Source organism: Staphylococcus sp. AntiMn-1 (assembly GCF_001663395.1).
Taxonomy (GTDB): domain Bacteria; phylum Bacillota; class Bacilli; order Staphylococcales; family Staphylococcaceae; genus Staphylococcus; species Staphylococcus equorum.
This window is the reverse complement of sequence record NZ_CP012968.1, coordinates 2,407,238-2,426,848: the sequence shown is the minus strand read 5'-3', so window position 1 is coordinate 2,426,848 and position 19,611 is coordinate 2,407,238. Positions and strand designations below refer to the sequence as shown.

General features: G+C 31.5%; 16 protein-coding genes. 6 read left to right on the top strand and 10 right to left on the bottom strand.

Annotated elements, in window-relative coordinates:
- Positions 1-38 precede the first annotated feature (38 nt).
- The 5 genes from AOB58_RS11625 to AOB58_RS11605 form a co-directional block, all read right to left on the bottom strand.
- Positions 39-1,523, bottom strand: coding sequence for a Na+/H+ antiporter NhaC family protein (locus AOB58_RS11625; protein ID WP_064783470.1), 1,485 nt, complete (start codon positions 1,521-1,523; stop codon positions 39-41).
- An 80-nt stretch (positions 1,524-1,603) separates the two neighbouring features.
- Positions 1,604-2,932, bottom strand: a complete 1,329-nt coding sequence (locus tag AOB58_RS11620; protein WP_064783469.1) for an LLM class flavin-dependent oxidoreductase — start codon at positions 2,930-2,932, stop codon at positions 1,604-1,606.
- On the bottom strand, positions 2,929-3,945 hold the full coding sequence (locus tag AOB58_RS11615; RefSeq protein WP_021338499.1) for an MsnO8 family LLM class oxidoreductase: 1,017 nt from the start codon (positions 3,943-3,945) through the stop codon (positions 2,929-2,931). The genes AOB58_RS11620 and AOB58_RS11615 overlap by 4 nt, the downstream gene beginning before the upstream one ends.
- Before the next feature lie 238 nt (positions 3,946-4,183).
- Positions 4,184-5,848 carry a Na/Pi cotransporter family protein gene (locus AOB58_RS11610; RefSeq protein WP_064783468.1) on the bottom strand — a complete coding sequence of 555 codons (1,665 nt, stop codon included), beginning with the start codon at positions 5,846-5,848 and terminating at the stop codon, positions 4,184-4,186.
- Between the two features lie 390 nt (positions 5,849-6,238).
- Entirely contained in the window at positions 6,239-7,528 is a 1,290-nt protein-coding gene (locus AOB58_RS11605; protein WP_064783467.1) for an ABC transporter permease, read from the bottom strand.
- Positions 7,529-7,683: 155 nt separating this feature from the next.
- Here AOB58_RS11605 and AOB58_RS11600 point away from each other — a divergent pair, with 155 nt between their 5' ends.
- Together AOB58_RS11600 and AOB58_RS11595 are read left to right on the top strand one after the other, a co-directional pair.
- Positions 7,684-8,304, top strand: a complete 621-nt coding sequence (locus tag AOB58_RS11600; protein WP_064783466.1) for a TetR/AcrR family transcriptional regulator — start codon at positions 7,684-7,686, stop codon at positions 8,302-8,304.
- A 63-nt stretch (positions 8,305-8,367) separates the two neighbouring features.
- On the top strand, positions 8,368-9,306 hold the full coding sequence (locus AOB58_RS11595) for a magnesium transporter CorA family protein (protein ID WP_064783465.1): 939 nt from the start codon (positions 8,368-8,370) through the stop codon (positions 9,304-9,306).
- Between the two features lie 112 nt (positions 9,307-9,418).
- Here the strand turns inward: AOB58_RS11595 and AOB58_RS11590 are convergent, their stop codons facing one another.
- Together AOB58_RS11590 and AOB58_RS11585 are read right to left on the bottom strand one after the other, a co-directional pair.
- Entirely contained in the window at positions 9,419-10,861 is a 1,443-nt protein-coding gene (locus AOB58_RS11590) for a sucrose-specific PTS transporter subunit IIBC (RefSeq protein ID WP_064783464.1), read from the bottom strand.
- A 141-nt stretch (positions 10,862-11,002) separates the two neighbouring features.
- Complete coding sequence (locus tag AOB58_RS11585) at positions 11,003-11,578, bottom strand: peptidoglycan recognition protein family protein (protein ID WP_064783463.1); 576 nt, start codon at positions 11,576-11,578, stop codon at positions 11,003-11,005.
- Between the two features lie 224 nt (positions 11,579-11,802).
- Here AOB58_RS11585 and rsp point away from each other — a divergent pair, with 224 nt between their 5' ends.
- A complete protein-coding gene (gene rsp / locus AOB58_RS11580; RefSeq protein ID WP_064783462.1) occupies positions 11,803-13,905 on the top strand; it encodes an AraC family transcriptional regulator Rsp in 2,103 nt (700 codons plus the stop codon).
- A 156-nt stretch (positions 13,906-14,061) separates the two neighbouring features.
- Entirely contained in the window at positions 14,062-14,409 is a 348-nt protein-coding gene (locus AOB58_RS11575; protein WP_021338507.1) for a DUF4889 domain-containing protein, read from the top strand.
- Positions 14,410-14,639: 230 nt separating this feature from the next.
- On the opposite strand, the gene AOB58_RS11570 is transcribed toward AOB58_RS11575, so the two are convergent.
- A protein-coding gene (locus AOB58_RS11570; protein ID WP_102134915.1) for an IS3 family transposase occupies positions 14,640-15,781 on the bottom strand; the annotation gives its coding sequence in 2 pieces (ribosomal slippage) (positions 14,640-15,511 and positions 15,511-15,781; 1,143 coding nt in all).
- A 263-nt stretch (positions 15,782-16,044) separates the two neighbouring features.
- Complete coding sequence (locus tag AOB58_RS11560; protein WP_064783461.1) at positions 16,045-16,401, bottom strand: DUF3139 domain-containing protein; 357 nt, start codon at positions 16,399-16,401, stop codon at positions 16,045-16,047.
- A 456-nt stretch (positions 16,402-16,857) separates the two neighbouring features.
- Here AOB58_RS11560 and AOB58_RS11555 point away from each other — a divergent pair, with 456 nt between their 5' ends.
- Both AOB58_RS11555 and AOB58_RS11550 read left to right on the top strand, forming a co-directional pair.
- Complete coding sequence (locus AOB58_RS11555; RefSeq protein WP_064783460.1) at positions 16,858-17,298, top strand: MarR family winged helix-turn-helix transcriptional regulator; 441 nt, start codon at positions 16,858-16,860, stop codon at positions 17,296-17,298.
- A gap of 376 nt (positions 17,299-17,674) precedes the next feature.
- A complete protein-coding gene (locus tag AOB58_RS11550) occupies positions 17,675-18,109 on the top strand; it encodes an Hsp20/alpha crystallin family protein (protein WP_002506812.1) in 435 nt (144 codons plus the stop codon).
- Positions 18,110-18,189: 80 nt separating this feature from the next.
- Here AOB58_RS11550 and AOB58_RS11545 read toward each other — a convergent pair whose 3' ends face one another.
- Complete coding sequence (locus tag AOB58_RS11545; RefSeq protein ID WP_021338509.1) at positions 18,190-19,356, bottom strand: nitrate/nitrite transporter; 1,167 nt, start codon at positions 19,354-19,356, stop codon at positions 18,190-18,192.
- Positions 19,357-19,611: the final 255 nt, after the last annotated feature.

The window sequence follows — 19,611 nt, the reverse complement described above, 5'->3', positions numbered from 1 at the left end:
ATCACAGTACATCATTGTTCCTTATATTTTTGTTATTTTTAAACGCCGCCACTCCAACCTACAGCAGTAAAGATGTAAAGTATAACCGAGCCAACGACAATCCAAATTAGAAATAGTGGTGCCATAAATTTAAACCACGAGCCAAAGTTTGCTTTGGCAATCGCGATAGCACCTACTGTTGCACCTAAAGTTGGTGTAATTAAGTTACCTAATCCCCCACCAAACGATAAGGACGTTAATAACATTTGATCATTAACACCTAACGCATTAGTCACAGGTTGTAAAATAGGAATCATCACGCTCATTAACCCTGAACCAGATGGTACTAGTAAATTAAATATACCTGCGACAATAAATACGATAACAGCTACCATGCCAGACGATGAACCATCAAGTTGTGTAGTAAGACTGTTTACAATTGTGCTCAATATCTTACCTTTTTCTAAAATCACACTAATTGTATTTGCCATGATAATTGCAAATGCTACGACTAACATCGGTTTAGCACCTTCCAAAAATCCATCAACCATTGCAGTTGTCCCTTTTTGTTTTATTAAATAGGCTAAAACAAAACTAATACCAAAAACAGTAATAAATACACCATTGCCGTATTTTTCTGTCCAGTTTAACATACCATTACCTAAGGCTAATATAATCGGTGTCACAATGACTAATGTAGCTACGATGATATCTCTCCAATTTACTTGTCTATCTTCAATTGCCATATCATCATTACTTTTTTCTTTATGATTAAACAGCCACTTTTGTGTCGGCATCATACTCTTATTAGGATCTTTAATGACTCTTCTTGCGTACCAAATCACATATAACAGAGTGATAATTAAAAACACTGCATACATTATAGCTCTTCCACCATAACCAGAATAAAGTGCTACTTCAGGATAAACAATTTGTCCAATTTTAGCCATACCTGAAGGTGAAATTGAAAAAGCCATATACAAAGGTAAAAATGTAATGGCTAGTGCCATAATAGGGTCTAATTTCAAACGATTTACGAGTATGACTCCAAGTGTTACGAACACGATCATTTGATCTCCACCAACGAAGAAACCGATAAACGCCATCAAGGAAAATAACCCGATAATTAATGGCAATGCACCAGCATGTTCGAAACGAAAAATCATATAATTCGTTAATTTTGTCACAGAGTCTAATTGTAATATACCACCCATTGCACCACCTATAAATAGTAATAGTGTAATCGTTTGGGCTGATTGAATTCCCCCATTAAGTATGAGTGTAATAGCATAAAATGGATTCACTGGGTTTTGTGAAATTGCATGATACGTCCCTCGTATCATTGATCCATCTTTACTTGTATCAAATTGCCCAGCAGGAATGACATACGTCAATAAACAAGCAAACATCATCATAATAAGCATCATTAATAGCACATGAGGTAATTGGAATTTTCTTTTCACTTTTGTTTCAGTTTGCTCTGGGGTGGTGTTGACGTTACTATGGTTTACATGTTGATATGATGTTGTACTTGATTCTGACATGAACTTCACTCCTTATATTAAAAAACAGACGCGACGTTTTAAAAACAGATGCGTCTATCCACTGTATTGTTTACTGAGTATTAATGTGTTACTTCTGACCTACTATATCTATTTTCTTTAAAAGGAATACCCATATGATCTCGTAATGTATCTCCCTTATATGCTTTATCGTAGTAACCTTTTTCTTCTAAGATAGGTAATACATAATTTAAAAATTCGTCATAAACCGGTCCATTAATATGGGGTCCGAAGATAAATCCATCTGCTGCGCCATGTTCAAACCATTCAATGATTAAATTTGCTACTTCTTCATAAGTACCAGTAAATGGAGAGCGACGTGCTGTTTCTTCCAAAGCGACATCTCTCAATGTTAAATTATTTTGTTTTGCACGTGCCGCAATAGAATCTGCAGTAGCACGGAAACTATTTTGACCCACTTCACCTAAATCTGGAAACGGTGCATCGAGATCATATTGGCTGAAATCATGATGATCATAATATCTACCTAAGTAATCTAAAGCTTCGTCAATTGTCGCCAATGATTTTATTTCATCAAAGCGCGCTTCTACCTCATCGTTCGACTTACCAATAACGGGAGACAATATAGGATATACTTTAATGTTTTGAGGATCACGTCCAAACTTTTTGGCTTGTGATTTAATACTGTCGTAATTTTTTTTAGCGATATCCAGTGATTCACCTAAAGTAAATACTGCATCAGCATATTGTGCTGCATATGCTTGTCCTTTAGGAGATGCACCTGCTTGAAATATGACAGGTTGGCCTTGTTCAGAACGACTGGCATTTAATGGACCCTTAACTTGAAAATATTGTCCTTTATAATCTAACGTATGCATTTTTTCCTTATCTAAATATGAGCCACTCTCAACATCAAATGTAAAGGCATCATCTTCGTAAGAGTCCCATAACCCTTGAACGACTTGCAGATGTTCCTCAGCAATATCATACCTAACATCATGTTCAGGATGATCTCCTTTACTATAGTTATCGGCACTACCAGCGAGTGGTGAAGTTACTATATTCCAACCTGCGCGCCCATGACTGATTTTATCGATTGTTGCGAGTTGTCGTGCAACAGTAAAAGGTTCACTATATGATGTTGAAATAGTACCAACTAAACCAATACGCTGAGTTACCGGCGCAAGCGCAGCTAAAAATGTTAACGGTTCATGTCTATCTAAAAAATGTGGAATAGATTTCTCATGAATAAATAATCCATCTGCCACAAATACAAAACTGAATCCTGCCTGTTCAGCTTTTTTAGCAACATCAAGTTGGAACTCAAAATTTGTACTGGCATCGCTCGGTACATCTTTAGATTTCCAAGCATGCATATGACCACCAGGACCGTTTAACATGATTCCAAAATCGATTTTATTTTGACTCATAATACCCCTTCTTTCTGCTTTTCTTTGTTATTCGTAATAGCTAATTGGTCTACTGTTTTAATTCTTAATTTATGATTTTGAACTGGCATATGTAGCATAAATTCATCTATATTGCCGTCACGATTTAATTGATTTAGCTGTTGCTTAATTTCATCCGCGGAACCATTAAAAACATCTATTTGCTTTTCTTCAACTTCAAAGTCTTCGTCACTTTGTTTTTTAAATGTTTCTACTTGTTCCTTTGTATTAACAGTGATTTTTCTACCATCATCGAAATGTAAAGCATAATTTGTACTACCTTCTTTAACTAATGCCTGTTCTTCTTTATTCTCTGATACAACGGCAGCCACCCCTACAATGACTCTGCCTTCAGGAAATTGTTGCTTATAATCTTTAAGGGCTTGTTGTAATGTTTCAATATTTGAATTTATGAAAAATGCATATATAAACCCAACTTTTTCTGTAGCAGCAAATTGAGCAGAACTTTCACTACCACCTAGTAGATAAATTTGTGGTGTGGAGATTTCATTATTGCGTATCGTTGTTTTTAATTGTCCATAATCTTCGTTTGCAGAAAAATCTCCATTATTAAATTGATTTAATAAATGAAATTTATCATTGAAACTTGTTTGTGGTGACTTTAATTCTGTTTGCAACGCCTGTGTCGCTAAAGGAAAGCCTCCCGGTGCTTTACCTATACCTAAATCGACTCTTCCAGGTGCTAAATGACTAATGAAATGAAATTGCTCTATAACTTTGAATGGACTATAATGTTGCAACATTACGCCACCAGAGCCTACACGTATATTTTTTGTGTGATTCAATATATGTGTTACAAGTATCTCCGGACTCGTACCTGCAACTTCTTCTATATTGTGATGTTCAGCAACAAAGTACCTTGTATAGTTTAATTTATCTGCTAGTTGTGCCAATTCAACTGTACGAGCTATACCGTCGTTTACTGTTTCATTTTTATCTATTGGACTTTGATCAAGAATGCTAATAGCTGTCACACGCTGTCCCCCATATCAGTTTTCTGAAAAATTTATTATATGTAATATTATGCCTTCTATGACTTTTTGTCAAGTATCCCTATCTCTTTACTAAGGATTAAAAATAAAATGATTTGATACATGTGATTTATTGTTCCAAATACAGCGATATTGGTTAATTTTCAACAATACAAAAAAGTTGAGAAAGTCTGTTTTACAACAAACTTTCTCAACTTTTAATTTTATATTTAATTATACTTTAGTAAGTCCAGCCCACAGTATGTTCTGTTTCTTCTTCACTTGAAAGTTCGTCAATATCAATCATTGCTTCTGATACATTTCTCGAATGATAACCAATACGTTCTAGTATAGCAATCATATCTAGATATAACAGACCACCTTCTGGTGAACATTCACCTGAACTTAAACGCTTAATATGTTTTTTTCTTAAATCATGTTCAAGTGTATATGAATTGTTACTTAAATTAACAATTTCATCTTTTTTAACTTTGTCATATACGCTAAACATTTCAACTGATTTATCGAAAGACATATTCACGTGTGAATAAAGTTTATCGATACTTTGTGCAGCTTTATCAGAGATTTGTACTGGTTCATTGTGTAACTGTTTCAAATCTAATATATACGCTTCAGATAATCCAGCTACTTTTAACATCGTACGGTTTACGTCAAATAACACAGACATTCTTTCTGCATCTTTTTTGGATATTTTCTTCTCAGATATTTTCGTTAAATATTCTTTTACATTGTCATGCATATTTTGAACAGCCGCATGTTTTTGAAGTACTTTTTTCTCATTTTTTTCATTGTATTCACTAACATTCTCTAATAATGAGTATGTCATACGTCCAATGTTTTGGATTTCATCTTGTGCTTCTTGTAAAGCAATACTTGGAGCTCTATTAATTAAATTTTTATCTAGATGTCTAGGTTTATATTTTTCTGTTATATCTTCACCAGGAATAAGTTTTGTTACGATCCAAGCTAGAACAAATATAAATGGTAATTGAATCAATGTATTTGTAACATTAAATGTACCGTGTGCAAAGGCAATCGTCATTTCTGGATTCAAGTGCATTACTCCTTGCATCCATTCAACAACCCATTGATAAATAGGTAAAATCGCTAAGAATATTGCCGCACCTATTACGTTAAACATAACATGTACTGCTGCTACACGTTTTGATGCAAGTGAGCCAGCTAAACTTGCGAGTATAGCCGTGATTGTTGTACCAATGTTGTCCCCTAACAATATAGGTAACGCACCATTTAAACTAACTAAGTCATTCGCATAGAATCCTTGTAGTATACCAATTGTGGCGCTTGAGCTTTGGACAATAACTGTTATAATCGTACCTGCTGCAACGCCAAAGATTGGGTTAGTTGACATGTCTAACATGAATTGATGGAAACCATCTAAATTAGCTAGTGGTTTTACGGCACTGCTCATTAATTCTAATCCGTAGAATAACGAACCAAAACCAAATAAAATCATACCGATATTTTTAACTTTTCGCTTTTGAACAAAGAATATTAAAAATGCACCAATAGCTAATATTGGTAGCGAATATGCACCAAGATCAATACCTATAATAAATGCTGTAACTGTGGTACCTATATTCGCTCCCATTACAACACCAATGGCTTGACGCATTGTCATAAATCCTGCACTTACAAGTCCAATGGTAATTACCGTTGTACCAGAACTACTTTGAATCAAAATCGTAACTATCGCACCTGCAAGTACGCCCATAAGTGGGTTGCTCGTAAATTTATTTAATATACTTCTAAGACGGTCTCCTGCTGAGGCCTGTAAGCCGTCGCCCATTTGCTTAATTCCGTATAAAAATATACCTAATCCACCGATAAAAGTGAAAATTGTCTCCATAACAGATGAATCCATTGTCACACCTCTTTAAATTATTTGTAAACTATGTGAATTATAACGCATATTTGTAAATTTAGTGTTAATTTTTTATTAAAATTATAGAGTAATTTCTAAATGCTTTTGCAATCATATTTCAACGATATATCAGACCACCTAATAAATGCTTTGCTATCAGTGTTTTCCTATTTATTTTATTGATTTTATGTGTAAAACAATTATGTCTTTTTAATGAATTTAATCATATAAATATACTCAAAAGAATTAATTCTCTTTATTTATGTTTTTATTGAGGTATATGTATTAAAACCGTCTCCCCAAATTTTGAGAAGACGGTTTTAATTTGAACTTAATGCTTATATAAAAACTTTTCACTAAATAATTGTTATATACCGTTAATTACTTGGTTTAAGATGGTAATTCTGATCGTTTTCCACTATGCTTTCTAATCATTGCTGCTAATATCGATGAAATTATGCCGAAAATTATAAATCCTACAAACATCCACATCGTTGAATTCATTTCTAATGACTGATGCATATAGAGTAATTCTCTTAAATATTCAGCATAGTGCGTAAATGGGTTCCAATCCACTATATAGTCTTGATAAAATTTCGGTAACATTTGTTTTGGCGATGTTACGAGTTGCATACTAAAAAACATTGCTATAAAGAAAATAGGAATTGATTTCATACCTAACCACGTCATTACACCTAAGATTAAACCCATAAATCCTAGAATAGAAATGGATATATAAATTGCTATTTTATTTATATCAGGGAAGTCAAAACCTAACACATCTGACATGAAATACACATACCCAAATCCACCAACAAATGCTGTAATCACTCCTACAATCATTTGTCCTATTGAAGCAATAATACGTTGCGAAATTTCAACATTATTACTCGTTCTAAATGCAAAGAATAGTAGTAATGAAGCTACAATTGAGCTTATCCAGACTGGCATAAACATTAAGAACGGCGCGTTACCACTAGCTTGGTGGTCCTTCACTTCATTCACCTTTTTATTTATTACATTTACAGGCGTTGTAATATCTTTGATATCGCTCGCATCTATTTGCACATTCTGTTGCTCTAATGTATCTAAACTCTGTTTGGAAATTTGTTTGTTAAGATTATCCCCAATACCTTTCAGTATATTAGATGACATTTGTGAAGCCTGCATATTCGCCCCACTATTCGTAAGTGTTTTAAATTGAGCTTGCTTTACTGTTATATCTTGGTTACTACTTTCTTGAGCCATTTTCTGTTGCATTTGTTTGGCTTGAGCAGTAGGTATTTCACCTGATTTCACTTTATCTTCCATTTCTTGTTTCTTATTATCCATTACTATCTTTTGAGTTTTACTCATCGCATTTTTTGAAAAATCTTCTTCGAAAATTGCAGCACCAAAATATTTTTGTTCATTTAATCCTTTACGTGCTTCTTTTTCACTATCTACATTGATCCATTTTATTTCGTCAGAGTTACTATCTTTCAATTTATCTTCTAAATTTTCACCTATATTTATATCTTTACTTTGAATAGATGTCCCTTCATCATGATTCACAATTGCGATTGGCATCTCTTTAGGTTGAGGATTATACGCTGGATAAAAACCAATTGAAAAAATTGCAAGTATGATTAATATCGCTATTGGCGCAATCCAAAGTAATTTACTTTTAAATATATTCATACCATTTACCTCCTTATTGAACATCATGTTGCTTATTCACTACTTTGTTTATTATAATGAGGTTAATAGAATATTCAATATGCAATAACAATCATATTGTCTTTTTATCAACATATTATTACATATTGTTAATTAACTAAAATGAGGTGACTACTATGCCAGAAGATCGACGTGTACGTAAAACTAAATCAGCGATTAAAAATGCTTTTATACAATTGCTTGAAGAAAAAGAGTTAGAAAAAATTACGATACAAAATATTACCCAATTAGCCGATGTGAACCGTGGTACTTTTTATTTACACTATGAAGATAAATACATTTTACTTTCTGATATGGAAGATGAATTTATATCAAGGTTAGCCGATAGAATTGTATTCGAAAAAGTCATGATGCATGATGTAAGCATTGAAGCATTTGCCAAAGCATTTTCAGAGGAAGTTTTAAAGAATATCATTACTTATTTATATGACAATATTGAATTTTATAAAGTGATTTTTAAACTTGATAGAAAAAGTAAAATAGAAGAAAAAATTTCTGATTTAATGTTAAATAATATGAAAAAAAACATACCTTTTAGTAATACTGTTTCTGATATTCCTATTGATTATTTTCATAGTTATGTAAATGGGGCCACAGTTTCGTTTATAAAACATTGGGTACAAGACGAAGATAGAATGGATCCAGATACGGTAGTTGATTATTTGTTTAAAATTATCTTTAATGGTCCTTTACGTCTTATGGCAAATGAGCACCAACATACTGATCATACAAAGTAAACTTGTCATCTTTGTATTTCTCCGCCAGTATTTAAAAGAATTTTAGAGAAAGGAACTATTATTATGATTAGTGCATATAAACACTCACAAACACATGAGATCGTTGAATCTCCATTAGATCAATCCGCTTCTTGGATAAATGTAGTAGATCCAAATTGGGAAGAAATTGATTCCTTAATAAATTTATACGGTATCCCAGAGGATTTTGTTAGAGACCCATTAGATACAGAAGAAAGTGCTCGTGTAGAATATGATGAAGACACACGTTATTCACTGATTATTCTCGATATACCAGTTGTAAATGATACAAATTTAAAAGTACTTTCTTTTATTACTATTCCTTTAGGTATCATCATTGGCAATAAAAAAATAATAACTGTTTGTAATACTGAAAATGAATTTCTCGAGAACTTTAGTCGTCAAAATATTAATTTACATTTTCATAGTCGCTTTGCACTTAATATATTACTGACAATTGCCAATCACTATAATAGAAATCTTAGATTACTTAATAAAACAAGATTACGCATCGAACGTGATTTAAAAAATAATGTCACGAATAAACAACTTTATAATTTAATGGAAGTAGAAAAAAGTTTAGTATATTTTCTTGCGGCACTTAAAGGCAATGAAGCCATTATCAAAAAATTATTTCGACTACCTGCAATTAAGCGTTTCGATGAAGATGAAGATTTGTTGGAAGATTTGGTTATCGAGAATAACCAAGCCTTAGAAACCACAAAATTATATACAGACATTTTAGAGAGTATTACAACCTCTTATGCTTCATTGCTTTCTAATGAAATGAACAATACGATGAAGACATTAACGCTGTTTACTGTTTTCTTAACCTTACCTACATTAGTATTTAGTTTTTTTGGTATGAATGTACCCTTACCTATAGATGATCACAGCTATGTATCATGGCTCATTGTTATTGCTATTTCATTAGTCATCGTGACGATTGTTGGCGCATTTTTATGGCGTAAACAAAAGCTTTGAAGCCATCCTAAAAATTGATATTTAACATAAAAACAAACCCACGTCGTAATTAACGTTGGGTTTGTTTTTATGCGTTATAGCAAAAGTCTAAATCTCACTAGAATTTATATAATTATCCTGCTTCATTTTTATATTTATTTCTAAAAGATAAAGTGTAAGTAACCGCAAAGGCTACGATAAAGGTAATGAGCATCGCAATACCATAATGTAACCAACCATTATTCTGACCGCTAATAGATATAAAACCTGGAAGTCCTGCAGTACCTAAAGCAATTGCTTTAACTTTAAAGAATGAGATATAAGCTGAACCAATACCTGAACCTACAATCGCTCCAATGAATGGATACCTTAATTTTAGATTCACTCCAAACATTGCAGGTTCCGTAATACCTAAAAGTGCTGAGATGCCCGCAGCAGATGCTACACCTTTTAATTTCTTGTTCTCTTTTATAATAAAGAAAGCGGCTAAAGCTGCTGCACCTTGTGCTATATTAGACATCGTCGCTATTGGGAAAATAAATGAACCACCTGTAGACGCACTATCTGCAATCAATTGTGTTTCAATTGCAATAAAACTGTGATGCATACCTGTAATTACAATTGGCGCATATAGCAAACCAAAAATAAGTCCGCCAATTGCACCACCAAATTCATATAACCACGTTAGTCCATCAGATAACCAATAGCCTAACGTGCGTGTGATGGGTCCAACAAATAAAAATGTTAAAAATGCAGTAACTAAAATTGAAAGTAGCGGTGTTAATAAATTATCTAATACAGTTGGTACTACTTTACGTAAACCTTTTTCTAAATTAGCTAAAATATAAGCAGCTACTAACATTGGCAATACTTGCCCTTGATAACCTACCTGATTTATTTCTAAACCAAGCACATTCCAAGAAGGTATTTCTTTCCCTTCTTCTAAAGCTTTGGGATAATCATAGGCGCTCATTAACTCTGGATGCACAAGAATCATCCCTAAGGCTGCTCCAAGAAAGGCGTTTCCTCCAAAGCGTTTAGCAGCGCTAAATCCAATTAAAATTGGCAGTAGCGTAAACGGTGCATTCGCAAAAATGTTAATCATTTCTGCCAGACCTTTAAATTGATTATGTACTTCTATTAACGACTGTTTATCATAGAAAATACCTGGTGCTGTTAGAATATTATTAATTCCCATTAATAAACCACCTGCTACGATTGCAGGGATAATTGGTACAAATATATCAGATAACATTTTCACAAATCTCTGGAATGGATTCATGTTTTTATTACCTTCTGCTTTTACTTCTGATGTCGTAGCAGCTTCTTTACCTGTTATGCTTTCTAACTCTGCAAATACCTTGTTCACAGTACCCGAACCTATAATAATTTGATATTGGCCACCAGTAGAAAATGTTCCCTTCACAACATCCATTTCGGATAATTCTTTTTCATCTACTAAGCTTTCATCCTTAAGAACAAGACGTAATCGTGTGGCACAATGTGCCATCGCATTTATATTTTCTTCTCCACCGATTGCTTGTAGTATTTCTGTAGCAGATTTTTTATAGTTCATCTCTATACCTCCCATTTAAATAGAACCGGTTCCATAAATATGAATATTTTTATTGTAACCGGTTCCAATAAATTACGCAATAGCTAAATGAACTTTTACACCGCTTATTCTACGATATATATACCACTTACTAAATGATGTTCAGCCCATATTTTCGAGTTCAGCATCATCAACATTATTATAATAGCCTTGAATTTTACTTATAAAATAATCTTTTAGTTTTAGTATAGATTCTGAATTTGTCTGTGCATCTTCTAGATGAATCTTCCATGCTCTGTCAGGACATTCAGTTTCAAAAAATTCTTTGTGTATTCTAACGGTACTTCTGTTAACTGGTAAATTGTATTTTTTTAATAATAGTGCAGCAACCCAAAAACTAACTTCTTCATTTTTCATAAATTCTTGATCTGTAAGCACACCATCTCTTTTAGATTGGCATCGTTCTACACCTATAAAATGTGTATTAGCATAGATGTTACCACAATGCCATTCAACATATTCTGTTGGGTGAAACCAATAGCAAGTATCCTGATCTACATAAACACTTGCCCATCCTTTTTCAAGTTCATTTTTTTCGATTCTATTATTTAGCCAATCTATATAATCTTTGGCAGCATAATTCTCAGCATCATCATGAAGAACAATGCCTAATATATAAGGTTTTAAATCAGTTATTTTATTATTTGTGGTATAAAAATTGGAATAAATATGATTCATAATGAATAACCTCCTCTAAATAATACGTATATGAATTAAAAATTCGTTATTGTATAGTAAAAATTTATACGTACCTCATTTTACATTGTTCTAAATTTAATTTTTACATCTTTATAACAACATTATATTCAAAAATATTTATATTTAAAGTATTACTGTTCACAACATTTTATTATATAATGTAATCTGTTCAACAAATCATTTTTCTATTAGGAGTTGCTTTTATGATGGAAAGTACAACACTATATATTCATGAATATTTAAGTACATACACACGACGTTGTATCGACCGAGTAATCTTGTTATTTTCTTTAAATAACCAACTTGACGTCGTGATCAATGGGAAACATGAGTCTGTTGGCAGCAATCTTACCGTTATCAATCATAGTGATTTATATCAAATAACGAACGCTGAACAACTTGTTGAATTAACAATACCTGTACAGCAATTTGCGGAAATAGATCAATCATTCTTTCATTGTTATTATAATTTCAAATTGATAAATTCTAGTGAATATATCAAATATTTAACATTAACTATGATTGAGCAATTAAGTCGCTTAAATGATACGAAATCTTCAAATATCATTGAAATTATTACCATTTTAAATAAAGAAGCTAAAATTAAACAAGATTTTATTTATGTACCTTCTATTCAATCTGAAAGTAACTTGTTAAATAAAATCACTGTATTTATTAAAGCTCACGTAACTCAGCCTATTTTTTCAAAAGATATTTCTAATTCTTTTTATATATCGGCACCGTATATCTCTATTTTGTTCAAGAAATACTTAGGCATAAGTTTTAAACATTATATTGCTAGTTTAAAGATAGCCGCCTCCTTAGCAGAATTAGTTCATAGTAAGGAGACAATCCATGCCATTTCAGAAAATATGGGATTTAACCATTATCCAAATTATACACATCAATTTAAAAAACACTTGAATATGACACCTAAAGAATACAGGAAAAAATTCATGATATTACAGCGTATCCCTGTGAAGCTAATTAACAAAGACGTTAGTAATTATATCCCCTATTTCGAATCTATTTCAGTAGAAAAGCCATTGCCATCTAATCAAGTCAACATCGAATTGGATCAATTAACCTATAAAGATATTGCAAAAACACCGACGCTTTTTATTCACATTGATGATCTGATGGATATCGTTCAATCAACTTTAAACACTAACCTCAATTTCACTGATTTATCCGAATCCTATTTAATGATTAACAATGTTAGTAAGCTCGCTTTAGAAAAGTTGAATTTCACTGGCTTGATTGACTTCATTGATTCATTATTTTCAAATAATGTAGGTATCGCAATTAGGGTTAAATCTAGCCATCAATTTAAATTTATTCAAGATATCATCTTACAGTATTTAAAATATAAAAATGAGCACCATTATCAACAATCTAACTCTAATTTTATAATGCTTTTCGATGCTGAACATTTGTCATTAAAAGAAATTAACCGTTTATATATTAAAGTAAAAAATTTAAATATACGTATAAAACTAGCTATAACAGTAGAAGGTGTAATCAAACAAACACATTCCTTAAAAAGTGCATTTGATATATTACATAGATTCAATTTTGATTTTTATTTTATTGATATTGAACAAAAAGAGGTCAAATCATTGCTTAATAAGAAAAGTAATATGTTTAATCACTCAATGAGCTATTTTGACTATTATAATCAACTCATTGACGCATCTCAAATTCACACCTCTAAATTTGTATATACCAAACTCACCAAAAAGTGTTTTAAATTATATAAAGAAAATACTCCCTTAGAAACTGCCGACTTAATGTGCCATATATTAATTATGCTCAATCGCGGAAGTGGTGTAGGTTACGAATTAATGCCTAAAGATAATATGGATATTGCATTAATGAATCGTCACGGAATATGTGAGCCTTTAATATATCTATATCAAATTGTGAAACCTTTTATTGGTAAACCTTTATCAATTCATGAAAATTATATCGTTTTTAAGGATTTTCAATATATACACATCTTATTATTTAATTCATTGAAACATCGCTTTTCGCCACAAGAAGTACATAAATTTGTCCTAAGACCTCATGTATTACCTACTAAGGCAATGCTATTTATACAAACACTTAACAGAGAACATGGTTTTATTGATTACGCCCTACCACCTTTATTAAATGAAACGTATATCGAACGCACACTTTTACGTCATATAGAACAAGCAAATACGCCAAAAGCCGAGATAAAACAATTTATACGAACAGCTAATCCCCTAGAGTTTGAACTTCATTATGACGAGCTAAAGTATATACGTATCTCACCATTCTAAATAGCAATCAATGTTACACTTAATGTAGCTTATCTTATAAATAAGTCTAAAATAGTACTATTTATTATAACTCTAATAAAATTACCCACTTTATAATTGCATTATTTTAGCATTTCAGATATAAAAGAAGAAACGGATATAAAGGAGATTTCAACTTTGAAAAACAAAAAAATGTTTGCAATTGTTATTAGTTCAGTAATGTTAATTGTTGCTATTGTTTTAGTCATTATGATGATGTCTAGTGGTCCAAAAGAGACTTACTATGGTTATATGGAAAACAGTACAACAGCTGAAAAAGTAATCAGCGAGAAAGATAAAAAGATAGAAAAAGATGTGAAATTACCTTCTGAATCTGGATTTTCACCTAAGAGCGGAGATTTTGTTAAATTAGTAAAAGCTGAAGGTGACGATACTTATAGTGAAATGGAAGTTATCGATCATGACGATATGCCACATGGCTTAATGATGAAAATTCATGACATGGGTGAAATGAAAGGCATGTAATCCACAGGATTATGTAAGTGCTTAACTTCTTTACTCACATATATAAGAGCAGTTAAATTTTCTTGAATAGAGATTTACTGCTCTTTTTTTAATCTATATAGTCTCTGTAAAAAAGAAGTATTAATGAAATTAACGAACAAATATTATTTCAAAGAAACTAACTAAAAAAGAGGCTGAGACATAATGGGCACTGAACCCTTAAAATGGGAATTTAATAAAAACACTGTTTTCTAAGCTGCTGATTTCCTGAATTCTATAGGAGCTAAGTAGCCTAGTTTTTGTTGAATTCTAACTTTATTATAGTTTTCAATGTAATTTTCGACAATATCTATTACAATGTTATTAGAGCTCTTGAGCTCTTTGTTTAAGTAGAATGTTTCAGACTTTAGTGAGGAATGAAAACATTCGATCGGGGCATTATCGGCTGGCGTTCCCTTACGGGACATGCTTCTGGTAATGCCTTTTTCTTTGCACAATTCATAATATTCATACGACGTATAAACACTACCTTGATCAGTATGAAGAATACAACCATCAGGAATTTCCACTTGATTAAGCGTATCGTTTACTAAACTTTGATTTTGGTGATTATCTATAGAATAAGCTATAATTTCTCCGTTATAGACATCCATAATTGATGAAAGATACAACATTGTATTACCGAAAGGTAAATAAGTAATATCAGTTACAAGTACTTCTAATGGACAGTTTGCGTTGAAATTTCTCTGTAGTAAATTATCTGTTTTATAAAATGGATTACCTGGTTTTTTAGATTTCTTAGGTTTAACGCGACAATTCAATCCATTTTCCTGCATAATTCTTTGTACTTTTTTGTGGTTAACTATTATTTCGCTAAATTTATTTAATTCAGCAGTTACTTTCCTATAACCATAGGTATAGTTGTGTTTATGACAAATATATTTAACTTTTTCTTCAATTGAATCTAATTCATAATTTTTACATTTCCAACGATAATAAGTGGATTTGGGAATCTTAAAAACATCTAATATTACCTTAACTGGGTACCTTGATTTCAACGCATTAACCACTTGTATTATTACTTTTGGCGCCACTTCCTTTCCAATTCCTTGTACTTTTTTAAAACATCAATTTCAGCTTGTTGACGTCTAATTTCTAATTTCAATTTCTCTTCATTACTGAATTCTTCAATTCCCTTTCCATATGAATATTGTTTTCCGACTTGTTGAGGAAACCTGTTGCTTTCACCATCTCTATACCATTTCCACCATCTTTGTACTTGAGTCTTATTTTTAATATTTAAAATGTCCATAATATGTTTAGTAGAATAACCTTGAATTTTCATTTCTATTACTTTGTTTTTAGTTTCTACTGAATATGCTACTTTTTTCATAGAAAAAAACACCTCCGAATAAATTCATTTTAATATGAATTCAACGAAAGTGTCTTTATTTTACTCCCATTAATTGGGGTCAGTTCAATAATGACATGTCTTAGCCTCTTTTTTTTATATTGGCAGTGGCTGACTGAATTGAAAATGCGCTTATACCAAGCTTTTTTCAATTCTAGTCAGCTGTGCCGGGGTGGGACGACGAAATTTTATTAGAAAAATTAGATTTCTGTCCCACTCCCTTGTCTACGTTTTTATTTTCTTAGTTAGTCTTTAATTTTATAATCTTTTTTAAATGCATTATGTTTGGCACCTTTGATATGTTTATTTGTCTCCGGATCAAAACCTTGGACTACAATTCCTGTAGTCATGCTGATTGGTTGAACTACATAAGTATGTTTTGGATCATCTTTAAATTTAACTTCTTTATAAAACAAACCTTTTTTAGCACTGTACAGTGTTTCTTCAGATTTAATTTTCTCTGTCAAATTTTGATCTTCCATATAATGATCAACCAATTCTAAGTGTTTATGCCCTTGGTATGTTCTCATGGCAAAGAATAATACAATTGAAATTATAAGCGCTACAAGTAATACACCCATAATTTTAAAAAATGTCTTCATTTATAATCTCCTCTGGTTAACGCGATATCTTTCTATAGTAAAGTAAGTCATTAACTTAATATGTAAGTTATATCTTACTCAAATCATTAATAGTCGCTCATTCAAATTGATAATAGTAATAGTATGACTGATTATAATACAATTATAAAGCGTTATAACTGTTTTGTAACAAAATCTCCTTATATTTCAGAGCAACCCAAACATCAAGTTAACATTTCTTAATATCATTTAATACATAAATTCTATTTCAAGTTTAGTCGAATTGATTTAAAGCCTATAATCTTTATATGAATTCAAGTAATTAAGACGTACGGAATGTTATAGTATTAAATTTTTACTTATTTAATAAGATAATAGTTAAAAAATAGTATAAAAAGCTATATCTAAAGGTGCGCAACCGTTCCTTGACAATGAATGGTGTTCATAATATGGTTAAATTTCAAAAGGGGTGATTAAATGGAGGAAAAGGACAGCTACCTAGAACAGCAACTATGCTTTCTATTTTATGTTTCTTCTAAAGAAATAATTAAGAAGTATACTTCTCATTTAAAAGAGTATGATTTAACATATACAGGTTATATTGTCTTACTCGCAATTAAGGTGGACGAAAAAATTAATATTAAGACACTTGGTGAGCGTGTCTTTTTAGATTCTGGAACACTTACACCTTTGTTAAAAAAACTTGAGAAAAAAGGTTATGTAACAAGAACTCGTGAGATTGATGACGAACGTAACTTACAAATTGCACTTACTGATAAAGGGACAAACGTGCAAGAACCGCTTTCAAAAATTTCAAAAAAAGTTTTTAGTGAATTCGATATGGACATAGATGAAGCTATAGACTTAAAAGATACATTGCAAAAATTTGTAAATAAACATTTCTCGAAAGATATTTAAATCATATGGGGTTTGTTGAGGTTAAATGGGACAATGTAATACATACATAACATTTTTATCTTCGACTCACCTCTTTTTAATCCTACTTACTACAATACCCACTTACTTACTTTACTCCTGAAACTTATCTATCCAACGCTTGTTATAAAGCATTCTCTACATCTTAACGTTTCATTTTAAAATGTTTCAACTTTCATGCTAAAATAATGTGAATACAATGATTAATAGTTTGACTTTGATTTTCTTTGACTATTTTATTATAATGTATTTGTAAGGTAAACTAAGTGTTTACCTTAATTTTATACTTTTTATAACTTAAACTTCAATTCCATTCGATTAAATATAATAATTAAACTACGCTGAGGAGAGATGTAGCATGACTTTTGAAAATAAAAATTTTAACAATCCGTTTATCGATGTAAATCCAGGTGATTTATTCAGAGATTTTGGAAAACAAATTTTCGAACAATTTCCTGGCAATGAGAGTATTAAATCAGATATTAAAGAATTAGACAACGCCTATATCGTTGAAGCTGAACTTCCAGGTATTAAAAAAGAAAATATTAGTTTAGAATTTGAAAATAATTTGCTAACGATTGAAGGTAAACAAATTGTCGAAGTTCAAGATGAAAACGACACTAAACGTGCAGTACACCAAGAACGTAACCATAGTGATTTGAGCCGCCAATTCCCATTTGAAAATGTTGATGATAGTAGTATCAAAGCTTCTTATGAAAATGGCCTACTCACTGTAACGTTGCCTAAAAAAGAGCAAAAAGAACAACCAAAATCAAACATCAAAATAGACTAAATATTCATAGATAATAAATAGCGCTACATTTCCAATTTATGGTAATGTAGCGCTATTTGTTTTCTTATTTTTTTCTATATTTAAGAAATCAGTCTCAAATTGTCTTTTTTTACGATATGTAGCATGGTAATGATGCCAAAAACACCAAAGAATGCTAAAAATATAAATGCTAAATGGCTTGTACCAGTCATCATTGTGACATAAGATATGACAATTGGAGGGAAGAAACCACCAAGTCCGCCCATCATTGAAACAATACCATTCGCTGCTCCTGATTCTTTAGCAAAATAGAATGGAACGAGTTTGAACACGAGACCATTACCAGTACCTGCACATATACTAATAAGTAAACAACCGATTGTAAACAATAATATATGACTTGAAAACCCTAAAATAATTGCACCTATAATCATAAATACAAAATCTATCATTAATAAAATAACTGCATTAAATTTATCTCCTAAAATCCCACCTAATGGCCTTAAAAAAGTGGCTAACGCGATAAAGATACCAGATCTAATACCAGCATCTACTTCACTTATACCAAAGTTTTGAACTAAAAAATTCGGTAAAAATAATCCAAACGCTACAAAAGCACCAAATGTAATAAAATACCATAATGATAAATAATAAAGCTTAAGATCTTTCATTAATTTTTTAGACTGCTTAACTAGTGGCACCTTTATTTTTTTCTCATTCGCATCACCCAGAAGAAACATTAAAATTGCAAATAAGACAATAACAATCAAATAGCCTCTAACTGTCGTTTGCCATCCAATCATACCTGCAATAACTGGAGCTAAAAATGAAGAAATTGCAGTACCAATGTTCCCCATACCATATATTCCATTAGCAAGTCCTACTCTTTCTTTAGGAAAATATTTAGGAATTGATGTGACACCGACTGAGAAAATTGCGCCCCCAACACCTAAGAAGAAACCAGAAGCCATTAACATGCCCGGCGTTTGGGCTTGGCTTAAAAAGTAAATAGGAAATAATAGAATAATAAAGCTACAGAAAAACACCCATTTAGCACCAATAATATTAGTTAAATATCCAAATGGCACTCTTAAAATAGAACCCAATATAACGGGTATTGCTAAAATAATTGAAAGTTGATTCCCCGTGATATTAATATCTTGGGAGATAAAAGGCATTAATGGAGATATAATACTCCATGCCATAAATCCAACTACAAGACTTAGCGTTTGTAAGCTAAGTTGGAAACCACCACTTGCTTTGTTCATTCATTTCACCTTCATTTTCATCTATTTAATTTCAATGATTAAATAGCCAGTATTTCGCAGTTACTCTATAATTAAAAAATATGGATATTATTCAATATTTATGAAAGTTAAAACTGGTGTAATATAAGCGAATTGAAAATTGCTTTTTGTTTACAAAATACTAGCTACACTTTCATTTTATGTTTATTGTGAAAAAATTAACATAAGGATTATCCCTTAAGTTAATGTGTGGTTTCCCCTATATTCATCAACCAT